This is a genomic window from Paenibacillus tyrphae, from assembly GCF_024158745.1.
GTDB lineage: Bacteria > Bacillota > Bacilli > Paenibacillales > NBRC-103111 > Paenibacillus_G > Paenibacillus_G tyrfis_A.
In genome coordinates this window covers 273,503-291,000 of sequence record NZ_JAMZAW010000009.1, presented here as the reverse complement: position 1 = coordinate 291,000, position 17,498 = coordinate 273,503, and the positions used below count along the sequence as shown (strand labels likewise).

General features: G+C 49.2%; 18 protein-coding genes and 1 pseudogene. 7 read left to right on the top strand and 12 right to left on the bottom strand.

Annotated features, from left to right (window positions below):
- A partial coding sequence (locus NI000_RS15920; RefSeq protein WP_253412116.1) for a helix-turn-helix domain-containing protein occupies positions 1–181 on the top strand: 181 nt, incomplete at its 5' end.
- Positions 182–254: 73 nt separating this feature from the next.
- Here NI000_RS15920 and NI000_RS15915 read toward each other — a convergent pair.
- From NI000_RS15915 to NI000_RS15860, 12 genes and pseudogenes are all read right to left on the bottom strand, one after another.
- Positions 255–419 carry a hypothetical protein gene (locus NI000_RS15915; protein ID WP_253412114.1) on the bottom strand — a complete coding sequence of 55 codons (165 nt, stop codon included), beginning with the start codon at positions 417–419 and terminating at the stop codon, positions 255–257.
- A gap of 163 nt (positions 420–582) precedes the next feature.
- Positions 583–1,137, bottom strand: a complete 555-nt coding sequence (locus NI000_RS15910; protein WP_253412112.1) for a hypothetical protein — start codon at positions 1,135–1,137, stop codon at positions 583–585.
- 634 nt (positions 1,138–1,771) lie between these two features.
- Positions 1,772–2,656 (bottom strand): urea transporter, encoded by an 885-nt coding sequence (locus tag NI000_RS15905; protein WP_309247903.1) that lies wholly within the window; start codon positions 2,654–2,656, stop codon positions 1,772–1,774.
- Between the two features lie 75 nt (positions 2,657–2,731).
- A pseudogene (locus NI000_RS15900) lies at positions 2,732–3,752 on the bottom strand (HoxN/HupN/NixA family nickel/cobalt transporter).
- Between the two features lie 23 nt (positions 3,753–3,775).
- On the bottom strand, positions 3,776–4,597 hold the full coding sequence (locus NI000_RS15895; RefSeq protein WP_253412108.1) for an urease accessory protein UreD: 822 nt from the start codon (positions 4,595–4,597) through the stop codon (positions 3,776–3,778).
- Positions 4,598–4,599: 2 nt separating this feature from the next.
- A complete protein-coding gene (gene ureG, locus NI000_RS15890; RefSeq protein WP_253412106.1) occupies positions 4,600–5,211 on the bottom strand; it encodes an urease accessory protein UreG in 612 nt (203 codons plus the stop codon).
- Between the two features lie 47 nt (positions 5,212–5,258).
- Complete coding sequence (locus NI000_RS15885) at positions 5,259–5,945, bottom strand: urease accessory protein UreF (RefSeq protein ID WP_253412104.1); 687 nt, start codon at positions 5,943–5,945, stop codon at positions 5,259–5,261.
- Entirely contained in the window at positions 5,938–6,393 is a 456-nt protein-coding gene (ureE, locus tag NI000_RS15880; RefSeq protein ID WP_253412102.1) for an urease accessory protein UreE, read from the bottom strand. Before ureE ends, NI000_RS15885 begins: the two co-directional genes overlap by 8 nt.
- A gap of 10 nt (positions 6,394–6,403) precedes the next feature.
- Entirely contained in the window at positions 6,404–8,116 is a 1,713-nt protein-coding gene (gene ureC / locus NI000_RS15875) for an urease subunit alpha (RefSeq protein ID WP_253412100.1), read from the bottom strand.
- 55 nt (positions 8,117–8,171) lie between these two features.
- A complete protein-coding gene (locus NI000_RS15870) occupies positions 8,172–8,483 on the bottom strand; it encodes an urease subunit beta (RefSeq protein WP_253412098.1) in 312 nt (103 codons plus the stop codon).
- Positions 8,484–8,533: 50 nt separating this feature from the next.
- Complete coding sequence (locus NI000_RS15865; protein WP_253412096.1) at positions 8,534–8,836, bottom strand: urease subunit gamma; 303 nt, start codon at positions 8,834–8,836, stop codon at positions 8,534–8,536.
- 260 nt (positions 8,837–9,096) lie between these two features.
- Positions 9,097–10,809 carry a copper amine oxidase N-terminal domain-containing protein gene (locus NI000_RS15860; protein WP_253412094.1) on the bottom strand — a complete coding sequence of 571 codons (1,713 nt, stop codon included), beginning with the start codon at positions 10,807–10,809 and terminating at the stop codon, positions 9,097–9,099.
- 257 nt (positions 10,810–11,066) lie between these two features.
- Between NI000_RS15860 and NI000_RS15855 the strand changes: the two genes are divergently transcribed.
- From NI000_RS15855 to NI000_RS15830, 6 genes are all read left to right on the top strand, one after another.
- Entirely contained in the window at positions 11,067–11,822 is a 756-nt protein-coding gene (locus tag NI000_RS15855) for an ABC transporter ATP-binding protein (RefSeq protein WP_253412092.1), read from the top strand.
- Positions 11,823–13,757: an ABC transporter permease gene (locus NI000_RS15850; protein ID WP_253412090.1), complete on the top strand. Its 1,935-nt coding sequence runs from the start codon at positions 11,823–11,825 to the stop codon at positions 13,755–13,757.
- Between the two features lie 19 nt (positions 13,758–13,776).
- Positions 13,777–14,136 (top strand): YxeA family protein, encoded by a 360-nt coding sequence (locus NI000_RS15845; RefSeq protein ID WP_253412088.1) that lies wholly within the window; start codon positions 13,777–13,779, stop codon positions 14,134–14,136.
- 28 nt (positions 14,137–14,164) lie between these two features.
- On the top strand, positions 14,165–15,208 hold the full coding sequence (locus NI000_RS15840) for a DUF418 domain-containing protein (protein ID WP_253412086.1): 1,044 nt from the start codon (positions 14,165–14,167) through the stop codon (positions 15,206–15,208).
- Positions 15,209–15,355: 147 nt separating this feature from the next.
- Entirely contained in the window at positions 15,356–16,063 is a 708-nt protein-coding gene (locus NI000_RS15835; protein ID WP_253412085.1) for a response regulator transcription factor, read from the top strand.
- A 3-nt stretch (positions 16,064–16,066) separates the two neighbouring features.
- Entirely contained in the window at positions 16,067–17,470 is a 1,404-nt protein-coding gene (locus NI000_RS15830) for a sensor histidine kinase (protein WP_253412084.1), read from the top strand.
- The last annotated feature ends 28 nt before the right edge of the window (positions 17,471–17,498 follow it).

The following is a 17,498-nucleotide window of genomic DNA, read 5'->3' as shown; positions in this document are numbered from 1 at the left end:
CGACGAGAAACATGTCACCGGGACAAAAAAGAAAAGAATCACCAAAAGAAGGAAGGAAGTCTTAGATCGTCTCCATCAAGTGATGAAAGAAAACCCCGGAGCTTCACAGAAAAAAATAGCCGAAATCTTAGGTGTTTCACAATCATGGGTTAGTCAAATAATTAGGAATTACAACCTATAGATGGGGCGGTTGCTAAACACCATAAAAAGGAGTCCAACGTGACAAAAAAATAGCAGGAGGGATGCCCTCGCTGCTATTTTTCTTCTGTATTGTTTTTCTTGACCAAAGGCTTTCTAATCAAAGTCTTTTTATACAAATAAGGCTCTCCAGAATATTCCCAAATGTTCTTTTTTTTCTCCCGTTCATATATAACAATTTTGATTGGCACATTTGCGACCTGCTTTTGAAATCTAGTCATTCATTTTTTGCAGTATTCAAGTCCGCTATTTTCATGATAACTAAAATGATTCTTTAATGGGAATCCATTCGCACTGATTTCAAAACGGTATCGGTTCATGTGTCTAAGCCACCTTCTAAGATGTCAATTTTGGTAAAAATTTTAACTATCCATTAGCTATTGGCTATTTTATTTGTGTGAGTGCCTTGTCCATTTGCTTCTCATTCTTCTTTACAGAGTCGCTATCTACCTTTTCAGCTCCCCGGTATGTATATTTTGAGTTTTGGATGAAGTCGAGAGCGAATGCATCGATCGGTTTTTTGTCTTTGTCATCATAATGCCTTTCGACCACTGTAGCCTGAAAAATATTAGACAACATATAAACATGATTTTTAACGTCGCTTAAATATTTTTTGTTCTTGTATTCATTTATGATATACGATTCAAAATCCTTAAGCTCTTTATCCGTCGGTTTGTAGTTTTTGGCAAGAGAAGAAACGGAGTCAAATTTTTCCGTTGGGGTCTTGTCAGACTTTGCAATTTCCTCAATGCTGCTTTTCCAATCTGGAGCTTTTTGTTCAGGCTCCTTTTGCGGTACTGGGGCCTTTTGTTCAGGCTCTTTTTTTGGTTCAGACTGGGTTATTGGTGCAGGTGCCGTGCTTGCCGGTTCAGATTTACCGCAAGCTGTAATGGATATTGTCATTGCAGCCATTAAACAATAAAGACCCAATTTTCTCATTTTTCGTGTCTCCTTTAACTTGGTATTTTCGTAAATGCTTACATGTTTGATAATAAGATTTGGCATTGATTGGGTCAAGATATTTTCCGGTTGCGTGTTCGCATTTTGTTCGCATATAATTAATGCAAACAAAGGTTTATGGAGAAAGATAATATACGAAGAAAAGGCCTCGAAGTCAATTTCCGAGGTCTTTTCTTCGTACCTATATTTTGCCCACGCAAGCTTGGGAAAGATGGTTATTTCTGTATCAATCTCTTCCGATGTGACTCCATATAAGATGCATAAATTATGCATGTATATTTGGTTCAACAAATGGCGATGCTATACAATAATCTAAGATTTACGATACGAAGTTTGCAGGGTTTTCAAGAGTGTAAGCTCGTCTCCATATGCTAAATCCACAACCTGTCGAGGTTGCAATGGGAACACCGATAATGGTTGCTTTTTCTCCATTTTTGGATATATTCAGAGGTTTTGTGATTGTAAATTCTTCGGTGACTAGAATTACGGTTGTACAAGCATGTAATCGGTGCCGACGAAAGAGATAAATACGTTGGGGGCTTTTAAGACAGAGGAAAAGCCCGGCAACAGCACCCTTTGCATCAAGTGTCTGTTGCCGAGCTTTTCCGTCCCGTTATAATTTCGGCAGCACCTGCCGGGCGCCGAGAAAAATCCAAGTCACAATAACAAAAGGCAGCGTCAGGGTCGGCATCCCATACGCCTGAAACCACGTATTCAATCCAGCCGTCACGGGTACGGTACTGACCGCAGCCAATAGGCCAACCAGCAGCGCCGGGCGCTCCCTGGTGTGAAATACAGAGGATACCGCCATCATCGTCAAAACCGCGTTATACCCGAATATCCCGAGGTTCAGATTCGTAATTTCCGCTCCCATCAAGTCAGCCGTCAGCCAGGCGATGGCGGTCCCCATGACCGCCATTAGCCCCAAGCGCCAATTTGCCCAAAATACTCCAAGGAGAATGAGAATTCCGGACAAGAAGCCCGTCTGGAAATAGACCTGATCAATTCCGTTGAGCAAGCCCGAAGCCAGATCAATCTTCCCGGCGGTGTTCATATGCCAGTGGGCAAGATCTTGGGGAATCAGCCCCGGGTCAAGCCGGAGCGCATTCAAATGATACGATGCCAGCAGGAAGAGCCAAGTCACCACCGTATACGGGAAGGTAAGGACCGGTATGTTGGTACGCTTGAACAAATGCATGAATGCAGCCGTACATAACGTGCCGAGAGCGGCTGCCCCCAGAACCGTGGGGAGATTTACCGTTAGGAAGGTGGATAAGCCAAGCCCGGTCAGAACGGCATTAAATCCGAACAATCCCTGATGAACGGCCGATTTGTCCGCCCCGCCCACATAGCCGACCAAGGTGCCGATCATGGCGGACAGCAGGGCGATCACGCCCAGCTTGACATGTACCGTCGCCAAGGCGATGACAATAATGAGGCCTGTCCAGGCATTCTCGATCAGGATCACTTGGGAGACACCCTTTAAGGATGCAAGGATAAAAGGAACTGGGTTCCATTTCAGATTTAGCGCATCATCCTGAAGTTGTCTGTTCAGAATAGTAATTCCTCCTTTCTAACCCCACTTCTCCTCAATTCGGAATACCCGCCATATTCCATACGAGACCGACCATGTCAGAATGAAGAGGACGACCAGAATATAACCGACCGAGCCCAGATCCAGATTTTGCATATAGCTCCAGAAAGCGCCCTCCAGGCTGAACTGTTCCGCCGAGGTTTGCATAATTTCAACGAATGCAACGAACAGGGCGGCAATAACGGACATAGCCGTAACCGTCAGGTTATAATACATTTTGCGGATCGGCTTGTTAAAAGCCCATTGGTAGCTGGACGTCATAAACACGCCGTCCGCCGTATCCATCAAGCTCATGCCGGAGGCAAATAAAATCGGCAGCGACAGGACGCCGATCCACGAAATGGAACTGCTGGCCGCATTTCTGGGACATGGCGAGCAGCCCGATCTCCGATGCCGTATCGAAGCCCAGGCCAAACAGGAAGCCAATAAAATAAATATGCCAGCTGCGGCCAACCAGTTTGAACAGAGGACCGGTCAAGCGAGCTATGAAGCCTCTGGAATCCAGAAGTTCCTCCAGCTTCTCTTCCTGGCCGGGCATCTGTTTCAGCTGTCTGAACACCCGGTACATATGCACCAGAATGAACAAGTTGATGAGCCCGATCAGCAGCAGAAATATGCCGGAGACGGTTGAGCCGATCACGCCTCCCCATTGCTCCATCATCGGCAGATTGCTTTTTACCCAGTTCATGGAGACGACAACCCCGACAGTTAACAACAGGACGACGGTAGAGTGGCCAAGCGAAAAATAAAAGCCTACGCCTTCCGGGTCCCTCTTTTGCTCAATAAGCTTGCGAACCGTGTTATCAATCGCCACGATATGATCCGCATCAAAGGCATGACGAAGCCCAAGGGTATAGGCTAATACGCCAAGTCCCAGCATGGCGGGGTGATGCGGAATGGTGACGAGCAGGAATGCAATTCCGATGACATGAAGCCCCGCAACGCTCCCAAAATATTTCATCCAGGGTTTGCCCGTTAGTGTACGTCGTAGCAACATCATTTCACGGCTCCTCAGGCGTCAATTTAATATTTTCTGAGAAATACAGGCTTAAGCCCCAGCCATTGCTCACGAACCAGCCTTTGGCAGGCTGCAAATAACCGCTCAATATCCTGTGTGGACGAAGCGAGTACACGCACCGAAAATCCAGGGACGGGCAGCATGGACAGCCCCATTCTGCACGGCGCTGTCCCGGCGTCCATGGCCTCATAGAGCTGATCCAGAAAATCCGAAGTCATCTGCTCACCAACGACGATCAGCGACCCGAAATGAGTATAACCCTCCAGCAAACCAATGCCTGTCAAGTCTTGCTCCGAAGGAGCCAGTCTCACCTGATCGTAAACGGCCAGATCGCCGTCTACATAAATTTCCGTCTTCAATCTCAGCCTGTCGTAGCTGAATAATTCGCCATCCGGCGACCATCCCGGTGTCACGATATCACTGAAGATGAGCGTTGAGCCCCGCTCCATCCGAATCGTTGTCTTTTGCTTGTACTGTGCATGCCGGTAAGCAATCAGCGGATCGGGCACATATTCCAGGAAGCTGCCCTTTTTCATCCTGATCTCCATATCCTGAACCGGCGCCGTATTTCGGGTCTTGTATACTTTGGTCGACGATTGGGTCGTGAGCAGCAGTCTGGCGTCTTCGGCGAGCTCGATATCCAGCTTGTACCGGTCACCGTCCACATACCCGCCGCCCGGGTTTAAAATATAGTAATGCGGCTGTCCGGATTCATCGGGATACAGTGGGCGAGTCAGCTTGAATGCATTTTCATAGTACAAATCCGTCGCTATGGTCTTCCCTTGCTTAGGTGCAACCGCCAGCCGCAGATATCCCGTCCATTCCATGGTTACTCCAAGCCTGCCAGCATGGCATTGTCCTTGATCCATTGGATTACTTCGTCGAGGCCCTTATTGTCCTTCAGATTGGTGAATACAAACGGCTTGTTCCCCCGGAACGTATGGGTGTCCTTAGCCATCACTTCCAGGCTTGCGCCGACATAAGGCGCCAAATCAATCTTATTGATAATGAACAGATCGGATTTGATCATGCCCTGTCCGCCTTTACGCGGAATTTTCTCGCCTTGCGCCACGTCGATAATATAGATGGAGAAGTCTACCAGCTCAGGGCTGAACGTAGCCGCCAGGTTATCGCCGCCGCTTTCCACGAATATAAGCTGAACGTCCGGATGCCGGTTCACAAGCTCATCAATGGCCGCGAAGTTCATCGACGCATCTTCCCGGATCGCGGTATGCGGGCAGCCTCCTGTCTCCACGCCAATGATCCGGTCTGTCGGCAGTACGCCGTTTTCCATCAGGAATTTCGCATCTTCCTTGGTGTAAATATCGTTGGTGACGACAGCCATGCTAATGTCTTCGCTCATGTAACGGGTTAATTTCTCGACAAGCATGGTTTTTCCGGCGCCGACAGGACCGCCGACTCCGATTCTGATTGCTTTCATATCCGTTCCCTGCTTTCTGTGATGGTATGATGTAACTGGCGATGTCTCTAGGACATAAACAATCGCACGTGCAGACGCTCATGGATCATTTGGGAGCATTCAAGGCCCGGAGATGCGATGCCCAGATCGTCCGGCTCTAATTGTCCGATTCTGTCGACCGCCTGGATCAGTTCTTCCTGAAGCTCATGAATGAGCTGCTGCCCGTCGGTTTGCCCAAGCGGAATGCCTCTGACGCCATTTTGAATTAAACTTGTCGTGCATGAGAATAAGTAAGACAGCAGCGCCTGGGATGGCGAAATTTCAAAATGCCTTGCTAGCAGAGCGAACACAATAGCCGGATGACCGAAGGAAAGCCGTGCCCGGACCCGCTGCTGGTAGTCAGCCAGAAGTGGCGACCGGTACAGATCGTTGCCAAGCTTCAGCATCCGCTCGCCCATTCGCTGGCTCGCCTCTCGAACCTCCTTCGGAAGAAGCTGGGCGAACAGGATGCGGTCAATCTCCCAGACCTTCTCCGGCTCGCCCGCCTGAAGCGCTTCGGATACAAGGCGGAAAGCCAGCCCATCTGAGTAGATGAGCTGCTCCCGAATATAGACTTCAAGCCACTTTTTGAAGCTGTGTTTGTCCGTAACCTTGCCTTCCTGCATATACGTTTCCAGCCCGAAGGAATGACTGAACGCCCCGGTCGGCAAATTCGAGTCACACCATTGAAGCAAAGTGAGCCATTGCTTATCCATGGCTGTGGCCGATATGGCGGAATGCCCGCTTGACCTGCGTCTTCTCGCGGGAAAATGGAATGCCCACCTCCTGCAGAAGCTCTTCCACCAGATAATCATATTGGATCAGCATCGCATCTCCTTCGAATTGAGCCGGCAGATGGCGGTTGCCAAGCTTATGGGCAATATCGCCCATCTCCTGCAGTGTCCGCGGACGGATGACAAGAAGATCATCCGGAACCACATCGATCATGATGAGGTTATGATCATCCATGTACAGAATGTCCCCGGCTACGAGGTCTTTCGCTTCCTTCAAGCGAATGCCCAGCTCCTTGCCATGGTCGGTTGTCACTCGTTGGATTCTTTTTACCAGATCGCTGCTTTCCAGATATACTTTTTCAATATGACGCTTCTTCAGCTCTTCGCTGCTTAGCTGATCAACATGGGTTACAACTTGTTCAATAATCATCGGGTTCACCTCAGAATAGGAAATAGCGCTGTGCCATCGGCACAACATCAACGGGCTCGCAGGTCAACAGCTCACCGTCCACGCGCACTTCATACGTTTGCGCATCCACCGTGATCTCCGGCGTTTCAGCGTTATGCTTCATATCTTTTTTGCTTACATGGCGAATGCCGTGAACCGGCAGCACCATTTTTTGCAAGCCCAGCTTTTCATGAACGCCAAGATCATAGGCTGCCTGGGACACAAAGGTGATGGAGCTGCTTTGCAGCGCTTTGCCGTAGGACGCAAACATGGGACGGTATAAAATCGGCTGCGGCGTCGGAATGGAGGCATTAGCGTCTCCCATCAAGCTGTGGACGACCATGCCGTTCTTCATGACCATCTCCGGCTTCACCCCGAAAAAGGCCGGTTCCCAAAATACGAGGTCCGCAATTTTACCTGCTTCGACGGAACCTACATAGCTGCCGATCCCCTGAGCGATAGCAGGGTTAATTGTATATTTGGCTATATACCGCTTGACCCGCTCGTTATCGCCAACGCCGGCATCTCCCTGCAGCTTGCCTCTTTGCTTCTTCATTTTGTCGGCGGTCTGCCAGGTCCGCATAATGACTTCCGCTACCCGGCCCATCGCCTGAGAATCGGAGCTCATAATGCTGATAATGCCAAGATCGTGCAATATATCTTCGGCAGCGATCGTCTCTCTGCGGATACGCGAATCGGCGAAGGCGATATCTTCAGGCACCTTGGGGCTTAGATGATGGCAGACCATCAGCATATCCAGATGCTCGTCGATCGTATTGACCGTGAACGGACGGGTCGGATTGGTTGAGGCGGGAAGGACATTGGCGTAGCCCGCCATCTTGATAATATCCGGGGCATGTCCGCCTCCGGCACCTTCCGTATGGAAGGTATGGATGACACGGCCATGAATCGCAGCAATCGTATCCTCGACAAAGCCGAACTCATTCAGCGTATCGGTATGGATCGCCACCTGAACATCATATTCGTCTGCGACACGCAGCGCATGATCGATGGTCGAGGCCGTTGCACCCCAGTCTTCATGGATTTTCAAGCCGATCGCTCCGGCACGCACCTGCTCGGCCAGCGGCTCTTCGGCTGATCCGTTCCCTTTGCCCAAGAAGCCGACATTGATCGGGAGACCTTCTGCAGCTTCAAGCATACGATAGATGTTCCACTCTCCGGGTGTGCACGTCGTCGCCTTCGTTCCTTCCGCAGGGCCTGTCCCTCCGCCGATCAGCGTAGTCAGACCGGAGGTTAGGGCAGCTTCGACTTGCATCGGGTTAATAAAGTGGACATGGGTATCGATGCCGCCTGCCGTTACGATTTTGCCCTCCCCGGCAATGATTTCGGTCCCTGCGCCGATAATAAGGTCCACACCATCCATCACCAAGGGGTTGCCGCTTTTGCCGATTCCGGCAATTTTCCCGTCGCGGATGCCAATATCCGCTTTATAGATCCCGGTATAGTCCACGATAATCGCATTGGTTATGACGACATCCATAACCCCTTCTGCGCGTACAGCCAGCGGATGCTGTCCCATACCGTCGCGTATCGACTTCCCGCCACCAAATTTGGCTTCTTCCCCGTACTGTGTATAATCTTTTTCGATCTCAATGAACAGCTCTGTATCCGCCAAACGGACGGCATCTCCAGTTGTCGGTCCGTACATATCTGCATATTGTCTTCTTGACATACTGAAACTCATGATTGTTCCTCCCTTATATTTCTGCTGTAAACTGTGCGATGCTGACCGCGTACGTCTATCTGTTCACTGAGCCTTCGGTTTTGTTATTGAAGCCATACACACGGCGTTCTCCGGCAAAGGGGATCAGCTCTATCGTTTTTGAATCGCCGGGCTCGAAGCGCACGGCTGCACCGGCCGGGATGTTCAGCCGCATGCCAAAGGCAGCTTCCCGATCGAATGTGAGAGCTGTGTTTACTTCATAGAAATGGTAATGAGAGCCTACCTGAATAGGACGATCCCCTGTATTAAGCACCTCGAGGGCGATACTCTTTTTTCCCGCGTTGCAAACGATGTCGTCATTCCGCAAAATATATTCCCCTGGGATCATATCCAATTCTCCTTCTCTTCCGAATGATGGATGGTTAGATTCAGATAAAACTATTTGATCGGTTCATGAACCGTTACAAGCTTCGTCCCGTCCGGGAATGTGGCTTCCACTTGCACGTCATGGATCATTTCGGGAACACCTTCCATAACATCCTCACGCGATAGCACCTTCGTGCCCTCTCTCATAAGCTGCGCAACGGTTTTCCCGTCCCGCGCTCCTTCCAGAATTTCATAAGTGATCAACGCGACCGCTTCGGGATAATTCAGCTTGAGCCCTCTCTCCTTCCGGCGCCTTGCCAAGTCGGCCGCTACCACAATCATTAATTTCTCCTGCTCTCGAAGCGAGAGTTTCATAGTCCATCCTCCTTGTGTGATGTCGAGCCTGATTGGAATGTTTTTCCTGTGAAACAAGATCATTCTAGCGCCGTGTTATTAAAATTAGATTAATGGAATATTATTCTAAGGTTAAATATTTACAATTAAATTAATTTTTTCACTTCTTCGACACAAAAGAGGGTGCCCCTCAGCCATTTTCATAGCTTTTGGAACACCCTCTTTTGCGTTACCGACATGATGCAAAATAACTTAGGCTTGCCGACGTATCCTTGCGTCGTTTACTTGATCTCGTGCCCTTTCAACGGATTGTAATTCGGATCCAACAAACGTGCCATGGATTCCAGAGAATACATGCTGGCGTAGCGAACTCCGAGCCCCAATGTTTCCCACACGTAGAACCGGCCGTCCTTCTTGCTCAGCGTATACAACACAAACCGATGCTGGTTCCGAAAATACGAAGTATCTGACGGTTTTTTCTTGTGCAGCACATGCCCCACCACATAATACACTCGGATAGTGTCCGTGCTGGCCAAAAGGTTGATTGGCACTGTGTTTGTTCCGAGAAAAGTAAAGTCCTCAGGGAACAGTTGGTACTCCAGATCGGCTTTTTTAAACTGTTCGGTCATTTCGATTCTCCTGGAGTTCAGGGAAGCAGGGTCGTAGGTTGCTTCAAAGGCTTTCATATCCTTGGCATCCATGGCGGATAACCTTGCCTCAAGCAGTTTACGAACCTCGCTTTTGTCCTTATCGGTAAAGGGTTCAAGTTCATAGCCGTCTTTGGAAATTGCACCATCCCAGTAGGGGTCAAGCTGGGAGAAGTCATTCCCTTCCATCTTCCAGTCGCCTTCGGTCGTCCGGACCAGCACATAATACAGCTCGTGCTTTCGCAGTTTTGAACCGATCCGGTACTGCTCTGAAACGGTAACGATTGCCATTCGATCGGTCATGTGAAGAAAAGCCATCTTCTCTGGCGTGACGTCTATTGGATGCGCCTGGAGATAGTCGGCGTTAGCCTTAGCAGCCTTCTGGTCGCTTGTATCGCTGATCGTGTTCAGGTAGAGGCCGGCATCTCCCTCACGAATCGCCTTCAGGTGGGTTGCGACCGTCGAAGCAATCTTGGACTCCTCACTCAGATCCATGCCTGCGGGAGGAGAGAGGCTGAGCCATCTTCCTTCTTCGTTAAAATACTTTAGCTCGATTTGGCCGGCGCCGTTCGCTTCGACGACAAAACCAGGATCAGGCTCGTTCACCTCATTGGGATTGGGGACCGAATATTGCTGAAGCAAGTGGTTCTCATACACGACTCGAATGTGTACTTCCTTCGCCCATTTTGATACTTTTCGATGCAAAGACATCGCTGTTTTGGGCAAGCGTTTTTCGGCGAGGGATATGTACTGAGCAAACGGATGGCTCACCCCTGCGGAGGAGCCGGACTTCAGACGACCGTCATTTAGCTCAATCGTAAACGTGATCAAGCGTCTTTGTTTGTCAAAGTCCATCGTCAGACTACGGTAGGGAAGCACACCTTGCTCTTCGTACCAATCCGGCTTGAGCATGTCGCTCAGCGCCTCCCCGAGCGTTTCGTCTGTAATATTTTGAATGAATACCGTTTTCGATGCGGCGTCCCACTTTACATGCTTGCCCGAAACTTCACCGACAAACCGCAAAGGCACATAGGTGTCGCCATCGATCAAGCGCGGCGGCAAGGACAAGGGAATCATTTGTTTATTGTCCAAAGACGCATAGGGCCAATCTATTCCCATACTGAGTGTTTTGCCTTGTTTTTCTGCGGAAATGACCTGCTTTTCCGGAAACCATTCTACACTATACCCGAGGTTCTCGAACAAAGTGCGCATAGGGACGAATACCGAGCCGTCGATGAGCACCGGGTCCGCAGGAAATGTCATTCGTTCTCCGTCCAGGATGACCTCGATCCGCTGTTCTTCCGCATGAGCCGTTCGCAGCGAATCCTCAAGCATGACCGACATCATGAAAATGATAAGTATAAAAAAATATCTCCGCATTTTTCTTGACCCGCCTATTCTTTTTTTGTCGAAGTTTGACATGATAGACTGTTTTCGACAAATTACCAAAAATTCCTTCATAAGATCGTGCTCAATAAAGCTTGTTTACAAGCCTTTTTTCCCATTCCCCTACTTTTTTAAGGTTCCTGTAAGGTTCCTATTAAAACGCTGTAAGGTGCGGCGAACTATAATCGTTCTTGTAGAGATACAAGGAGGATTGCTTCATGAAAACCATCTTACAAGCAAGCAACGTTCAAAAAATATACGGCACGAAGGAAAATCAATACAAAGCGCTGGAAGATATCGATCTGGAAGTGAAGGAAAGCGAGTTTATCGGCATCATGGGGCCTTCGGGGGCGGGGAAATCCACCTTGCTCAATATTTTGTCCACCATCGATACCCCGTCGTCCGGGGAAATCGTCATCGCCGGTCAACATATCGTGAAGATGAATGAGGAACAATTGTCGGACTTCCGCCGCAATCAGCTCGGCTTTATTTTTCAGGACTATAACCTTCTCGATACGCTGACGGTCAAGGAAAACATCCTGCTTCCGCTTGCCTTATCGAAGGTTCCGGCCAAGGAAATCGAAGCGCGCGTCCATGAAATCGCCGATACGTTCGGCATCCGGGATATTCTCGATAAATATCCCTATCACATCTCCGGGGGCCAGAAGCAGCGGACAGCCGCGTCGCGCGCCATTGTTGCCAATCCAAGCTTAATTCTGGCGGACGAGCCGACGGGCGCATTGGATTCGAAATCGGCCACCAGCCTACTCGAAAGCCTGACCATGCTCAACGAACGGCATCGATCGACGATCATGATGGTGACGCACGATGCGTTTGCCGCAAGCTTCTGCAAGCGAATCTTATTTATTAAAGACGGCAAAATGTACGCCGAAATTCATAAGCTCCAGCAATCGCGGCAGGAATTTTTCCAAAAAATATTGGATGTCCTCGCTTCGCTTGGAGGTGGGCGGTAAATGACGCTAATTCAGCTTGCCGGAAAAAACATCCGGAAAAACTTCACCAACTACTTCCTGTACTTTGCTTCGATGATTTTCAGCATCGTCATCTACTTTACGTTCGTTTCGTTAAAATACGATTCGACGATCTTGGCCACGTCGGACGCTTCGCCGAAAATCAGCTCCGCCTTTACCGGGGCTTCGGCGGTCTTGATGATTTTCGTCGCCATTTTCATCTGGTACTCCAATGCCTTCTTCACCCGCAAGCGTAAAAAAGAAGTCGGCCTATACTCGCTGCTCGGCGTGCGGAAGAAGCAAATCGGCCGGATGTTGTTCTACGAAAACTTGATGATGGGCCTCTTCGCCCTCGTGATCGGCATCCTGCTCGGGTCGTTATTGTCCCGAGGGTTTGTGACGATTTTGATGAAGGTCATGGGCTATGACGCGATGGCGAATTTTCATATTTCGCCGCAAGCGGTGATCAATACAATCGTCGTATTCACCGTAATTACCGTCATTACGTCGTTTCACGGGTACCGATTGATTTACCGGTTCAAATTAATCGAGCTGTTCCAGGCAGACAAAGAAGGGGAGCAAGAGCCAAAAGCCTCCCTAGCGATGGCGTTGTTAGCCGTACTCTGCATTGGCATCGGCTACTGGCTGGCGCTTCAAAACATATTGGAGTCCGCTGTTTGGCGAAAATTGGGCTTCATGGTGACGCCTCTCGTGATCGTTGTCACCGTAATCATAGGCACTTATTTACTGTACAGCACCTTCATCGTGTACCTGTTGAAGATGGCCCGGAAAAACAAAAAAAGATTTTGGAACGGCGTCCAACTCATCAGCACCTCCCAGCTTCTGTACCGCATGAAAGGAAACGCCCGCACGTTAACGATCATTGCCGTCCTGAGCGCGACGACACTGACGGCCGTCGGAACGGCGTACAGCTTCTATTACAACAACCGAAGCAGCGTCGCGCTTGCCGATCCGAACAGCATGATGTTTATAGCGAACGACCAGCGTACAACGAATGAAGTCCAAGACCGGATTTCGCGCGATCAGAAGCATGAGGTTGTTTATCATGAGCGCATTCCGGCTCTGCAAATGAAGGTAGATATTACGAGCCTTAACAGTAAAATTTCCAGCGATATTGTGAGCTATACCCTTATTTCCAATACAGCTTTTAACAAACTGGCGGAAATTCAGCAAAGAAAAGATTCGCTGTCGCTGAAAGGGCAAGAAGCAGCCGTATTGGATGCAGGGTATTACGAAGGACTCTCACCTGAATATGTAGGCTCGACGGTGTCCTTGAAGGCGAAGGAGCTTGCGGAGAACGTTACCTTCACAAACCTGAAGCAATATAACGTCCTCAATCTTCGGACGGCGAATACGACGGTCGTCGTTAGCGACGAGGTCTTTGCCAGATTACAAAAAGAAGCTCCCCTCGTTCATATGGAAGCTTACAAGATTACACACGAGGACGATGCGAAGTCCTTAACGAGCGAGATTCAATCCATGCTGCCGCGGGAAGCGCACTTTTCCAGCTTCTACACGGATTATGCCGCCGGTATGGAATCCACGGGATTAATCATTTTTATGGGCGGGTTTCTGGGATTGGTTTTTCTCGCCGCCACGGGAAGCATCATTTACTTTAAACAGCTCACGGAAGCCAACGCGGATAAGGACCGTTACATCATTCTGCACAAGATCGGCGTGAACAAAAAAGAAATTCGCAAATCGATCGCCAAACAAATCTTATTCGTCTTCGCCCTGCCGTTAATCGCGGGAATTGCGCATTGCGCCGTCGCATTAACTGCTTTATCCAGGCTCATTCAAACGAACCTGGTGATTCCCGTCTTGATCTGCATAGGCGCTTACGCTTGCATGTACATCGTTTATTACTTCTTAACCGTCAATACCTACTACAAAATTGTAACCAAATCGAATGCATAACAGGGAAGGGGAGAGAACTATGAAAAAAATAATCATTTCTTGCGTCGTCATCGCGGCTCTTTTACTCGGAGGCTTGTTCTTCCTACAGAACGTCAATCTGAACCGCTTAGGAGCGGATGTGTATTATACGCAGGTTCAAGGACAAGGAAAGAAGCTTGAAGATAAAATCGACAACGGAGAAATCATGGTCAGATACGAATACGAACTGCCAGCTTTTGACAAGAACGGGCAGCAAAAGACGTTTAAGTTCTCCGCCCCGAAACAGCTTCGGGAGAAAGCGTACCTTAGTTTGTTTGTGAAAGACGGAAAAGGCGTGACCTCCTACCAGGAAGTAACGAAAGAAGAGCTTCCGGGAAAAGCAAGTCAGCAATTGCAATAAATCGAACGATCGTAAGGAGCCAACCCATATGAACCCATCCATCTCTCAACAAGAAAGGATCGTAGCCCTAGATATTATTCGGGGGCTTGCGTTATTCGGAATCTTGTTTATCAACATCAAAGGATATATCGTCCTCACCGAAGGGATGATCATACCGGAGTATACCGGAATCAATCAAGCGATCGACACCCTGATTCTCATGTTCGTGGAAAAGAAATTTTTCTCCATCTTCTCGTTCCTGTTCGGCGTCGGCTTCTACATCTTCGCCTCGCGCGCCGAGCGCCGGGGGGACAAGCCGCTCTGGCGGTTTACCCGCCGCTTGCTGGTGCTCCTCCTCATCGGCATTATTCATGCCTTTATCTTCTGGGGCACCATCCTGCCCGTGTACGCGTTGATCGGTCTGCTGCTGCTTCCCTTTTACCGGGCCAAGGTGACGACGATCCGCAATTGGCTTGGCGGAATCACCGGTGTGTATTTGCTTGCGCTCATCTCGAAGCTCGCAATGGGAGCCGCGGTTCCTTTATCCAGTGTGGTCGATTTTGTGATCTCCGATACGACTTTAATCTTCATCATGTTTTTGGCCGGGTTCCTGGCGGCGAAGGCCGACTGGATCAGACGGATCGAAGAATTGAAAAAGCGGATTCGCTTGGTGCAGCTTGGGTCCTTGCCGATCTTTGCCGGGTTGTCGGTCTGGATCTGGACAGCGGCTCAGCATGGAACGGATGAGCTGAAGCTCATCATTTCCTTGAGCGCCATTCCCGGAGTCTTATTGTATGTGACCTCACTGTTTTTGCTGCTTGAGCACCGGCCAGCCCGGACGATCCTTCAGCCCTTCGCACGCGTGGGCCAGATGGCGCTGACGAATTACGTCGCCCAAAGCTTAATCGGATCGTTGTTCATCTCGCTCATGGGCCTGGAGACGGTATCTCCCGTCAATGTGGTCCTCATCGCCTGCCTGATTATGATCGTGCAGCTCGTCTACAGCAGCCTGTGGTTCCGCTTCTTTAAGATGGGCCCGCTGGAAAAAGCATGGCGGTTCATGACCTACGGCAAAAAGCAATCCCCCAAATAAATCCGGACAATGCGCAAAGAAGCTGATGCAGCATAGCTTTTTTGCGCATTTGTTTCATGCCGCTTGATAAATGAAAGAAAGTGCCGCATACTCACACATAACAAGAATTGCATTCCACACCTTTCCCTTCCCAGGAGGCACGATGACATGTCGATCAACAAAAAGGTTTTGATTATAGATGATGAGGAAGCCATATTGAAGCTTGTGGCTACGGTTCTGCGCAAAGAAGGGATCGAGCATGTCATCACGGCCACGACGGCGGAAGACGGTTTCGCTCAATTCCAGCTTAAGCAGCCGGATCTTGTGTTATTGGACATTATGCTGCCGGATGGGGAAGGCTATGACGTGTGCAGGCAAATTCGAGCGGTCTCGAAGGTTCCGATTTTATTTTTATCGGCCAAGACGGAGGAAATCGACAAAATTTTAGGCTTTGCCATCGGCGGCGACGATTACATCACCAAGCCGTTCAGCCCCAAAGAGCTGGCTTACCGCGTGAAAGCCCAATTGCGCCGAGCGGACTATATGCAGTCGGAGGCCGTGAAGGATACCGTCTTAACAGCGGGTCCCTTTGCGTTAGACGAACAAAAAGCGGAATTGCTAAAGAACGGGACGAGCATTGAATTAAAGCCCAAAGAGCTCAGATTAATGAAGTATTTTCTCCAGAACGTGAATAAAGTGATCAGCAAGGAAAGGCTTTACGACGCCGTCTGGGGGGAGGATTTTATCGGCATCGACAATACGGTCATGGTTCATATCCGGAGACTGCGGGAAAAAATTGAAGAGCAGCCTTCCCAGCCCCGCTATTTAGTTACCGTCAAAGGCTTGGGCTACAAACTGGCCGTCGAGGATGAATAGGCTATGAAATGGAAGTTAACAGTAAGATATCTGATCTCGGTTGTCTTCGTCGTCATCTTCATTATTTTCATAAACCTGTTCCTAACGCTTGGTCTGTTCACGGCTCAGTCTGTGTTCAATATCCCTATCTTTCAAGAAGAAGAGCACTCTCCCGAGCAATTTACACGACAGTTTGAGGATCGAATCACGATTTCCGGCGATGCGCTGACGATTGCCGATCCAGGCAAGGAAGAGCTAAGCAGCAGGAACGCATGGATTCAAATTTTGGATGAAACCGGCAAGGAGCTCTTCAGCTACAAGGCGCCGGAAGGGTTAAAGAAAAGCTACACGCCCTCGGAAATCGTGCAAATGTATAAGTACAAGGAAGTGAATGGCGAGACGACGGTTTTTGTCGGAGAAAAGAAAGCGGGCGGCCGCGCTTACAGCTATTTGATCGGGATGGAAAACCGCAATATCAACCGGTATTTTATTTTGTACGATAACCAATCGTTGTTTCGCACGGTGAAGGTCGGCGGCATCGTTTTGGTTGTTGATATTTTGATTACGTTACTGATCGGGTATTTCTTGAGCAAACGGCTGACCAAGCCGTTGTATACGCTAATCGACGGGATCAAACGACTGGCAAGCAATGAATATTTTCATGCCCGGCCGGCGGGCGTCTTTAAACAAGTATTCTCGAATATCAATCATTTGTCCAATCAGCTTAAGGCGAATGAGTCCGAACGAAAAAAATTGGACCGGATGAAAGAGGAATGGGTCACCAACATTTCCCACGATATTAAAACGCCTCTGGCCTCGATTCAAGGCTTTGCCGAAATGATGAAGGACCCGGATTACCGCTTTACCGAAGACGAAATCAGGGAATACGCCGACATTATCGAGAAAAAGTCGCTTTATATCAAAGAGGTCATTGAAGATTTAAGCTTAACGACCAGATTGAAAAACAAAGAGCTAAAGCTAAACAAGAAACAGGTTAATCTGGCCGCGCTCTTGCGAGATATCGTGATCGATATCGTCAATGACCCGAAATACGCCAAGCATCACATTGAATTCCATGCCGATCAAGAGAACATCCCGGCAGAGGTCGATGAAATTCTTGTGCGGAGAGCGATCCAGAATTTAATTTATAACGCGCTGATCCATAATGACGCCAACGTGAATATCGCCGTCCGGATTGAAAAGACCGATCGGACCCATATTGTCATCCAAGATAACGGCAAAGGCATCCGAAAAGAAGAGCTCGACAAAATCTTCGACCGCTATTACCGCGGCACCAACACGGGAGATGCGCATAAAGGCTCCGGACTCGGCATGGCGATAGCCAAAGATATTATCCAGGAGCACGGTGGAGAGATTGCGATTCACAGCGAGATCGGCCGCGGGACGACGATTGATATTCAATTGTAGATTCGGTTCGGTAACGAGGGGAAGGGAG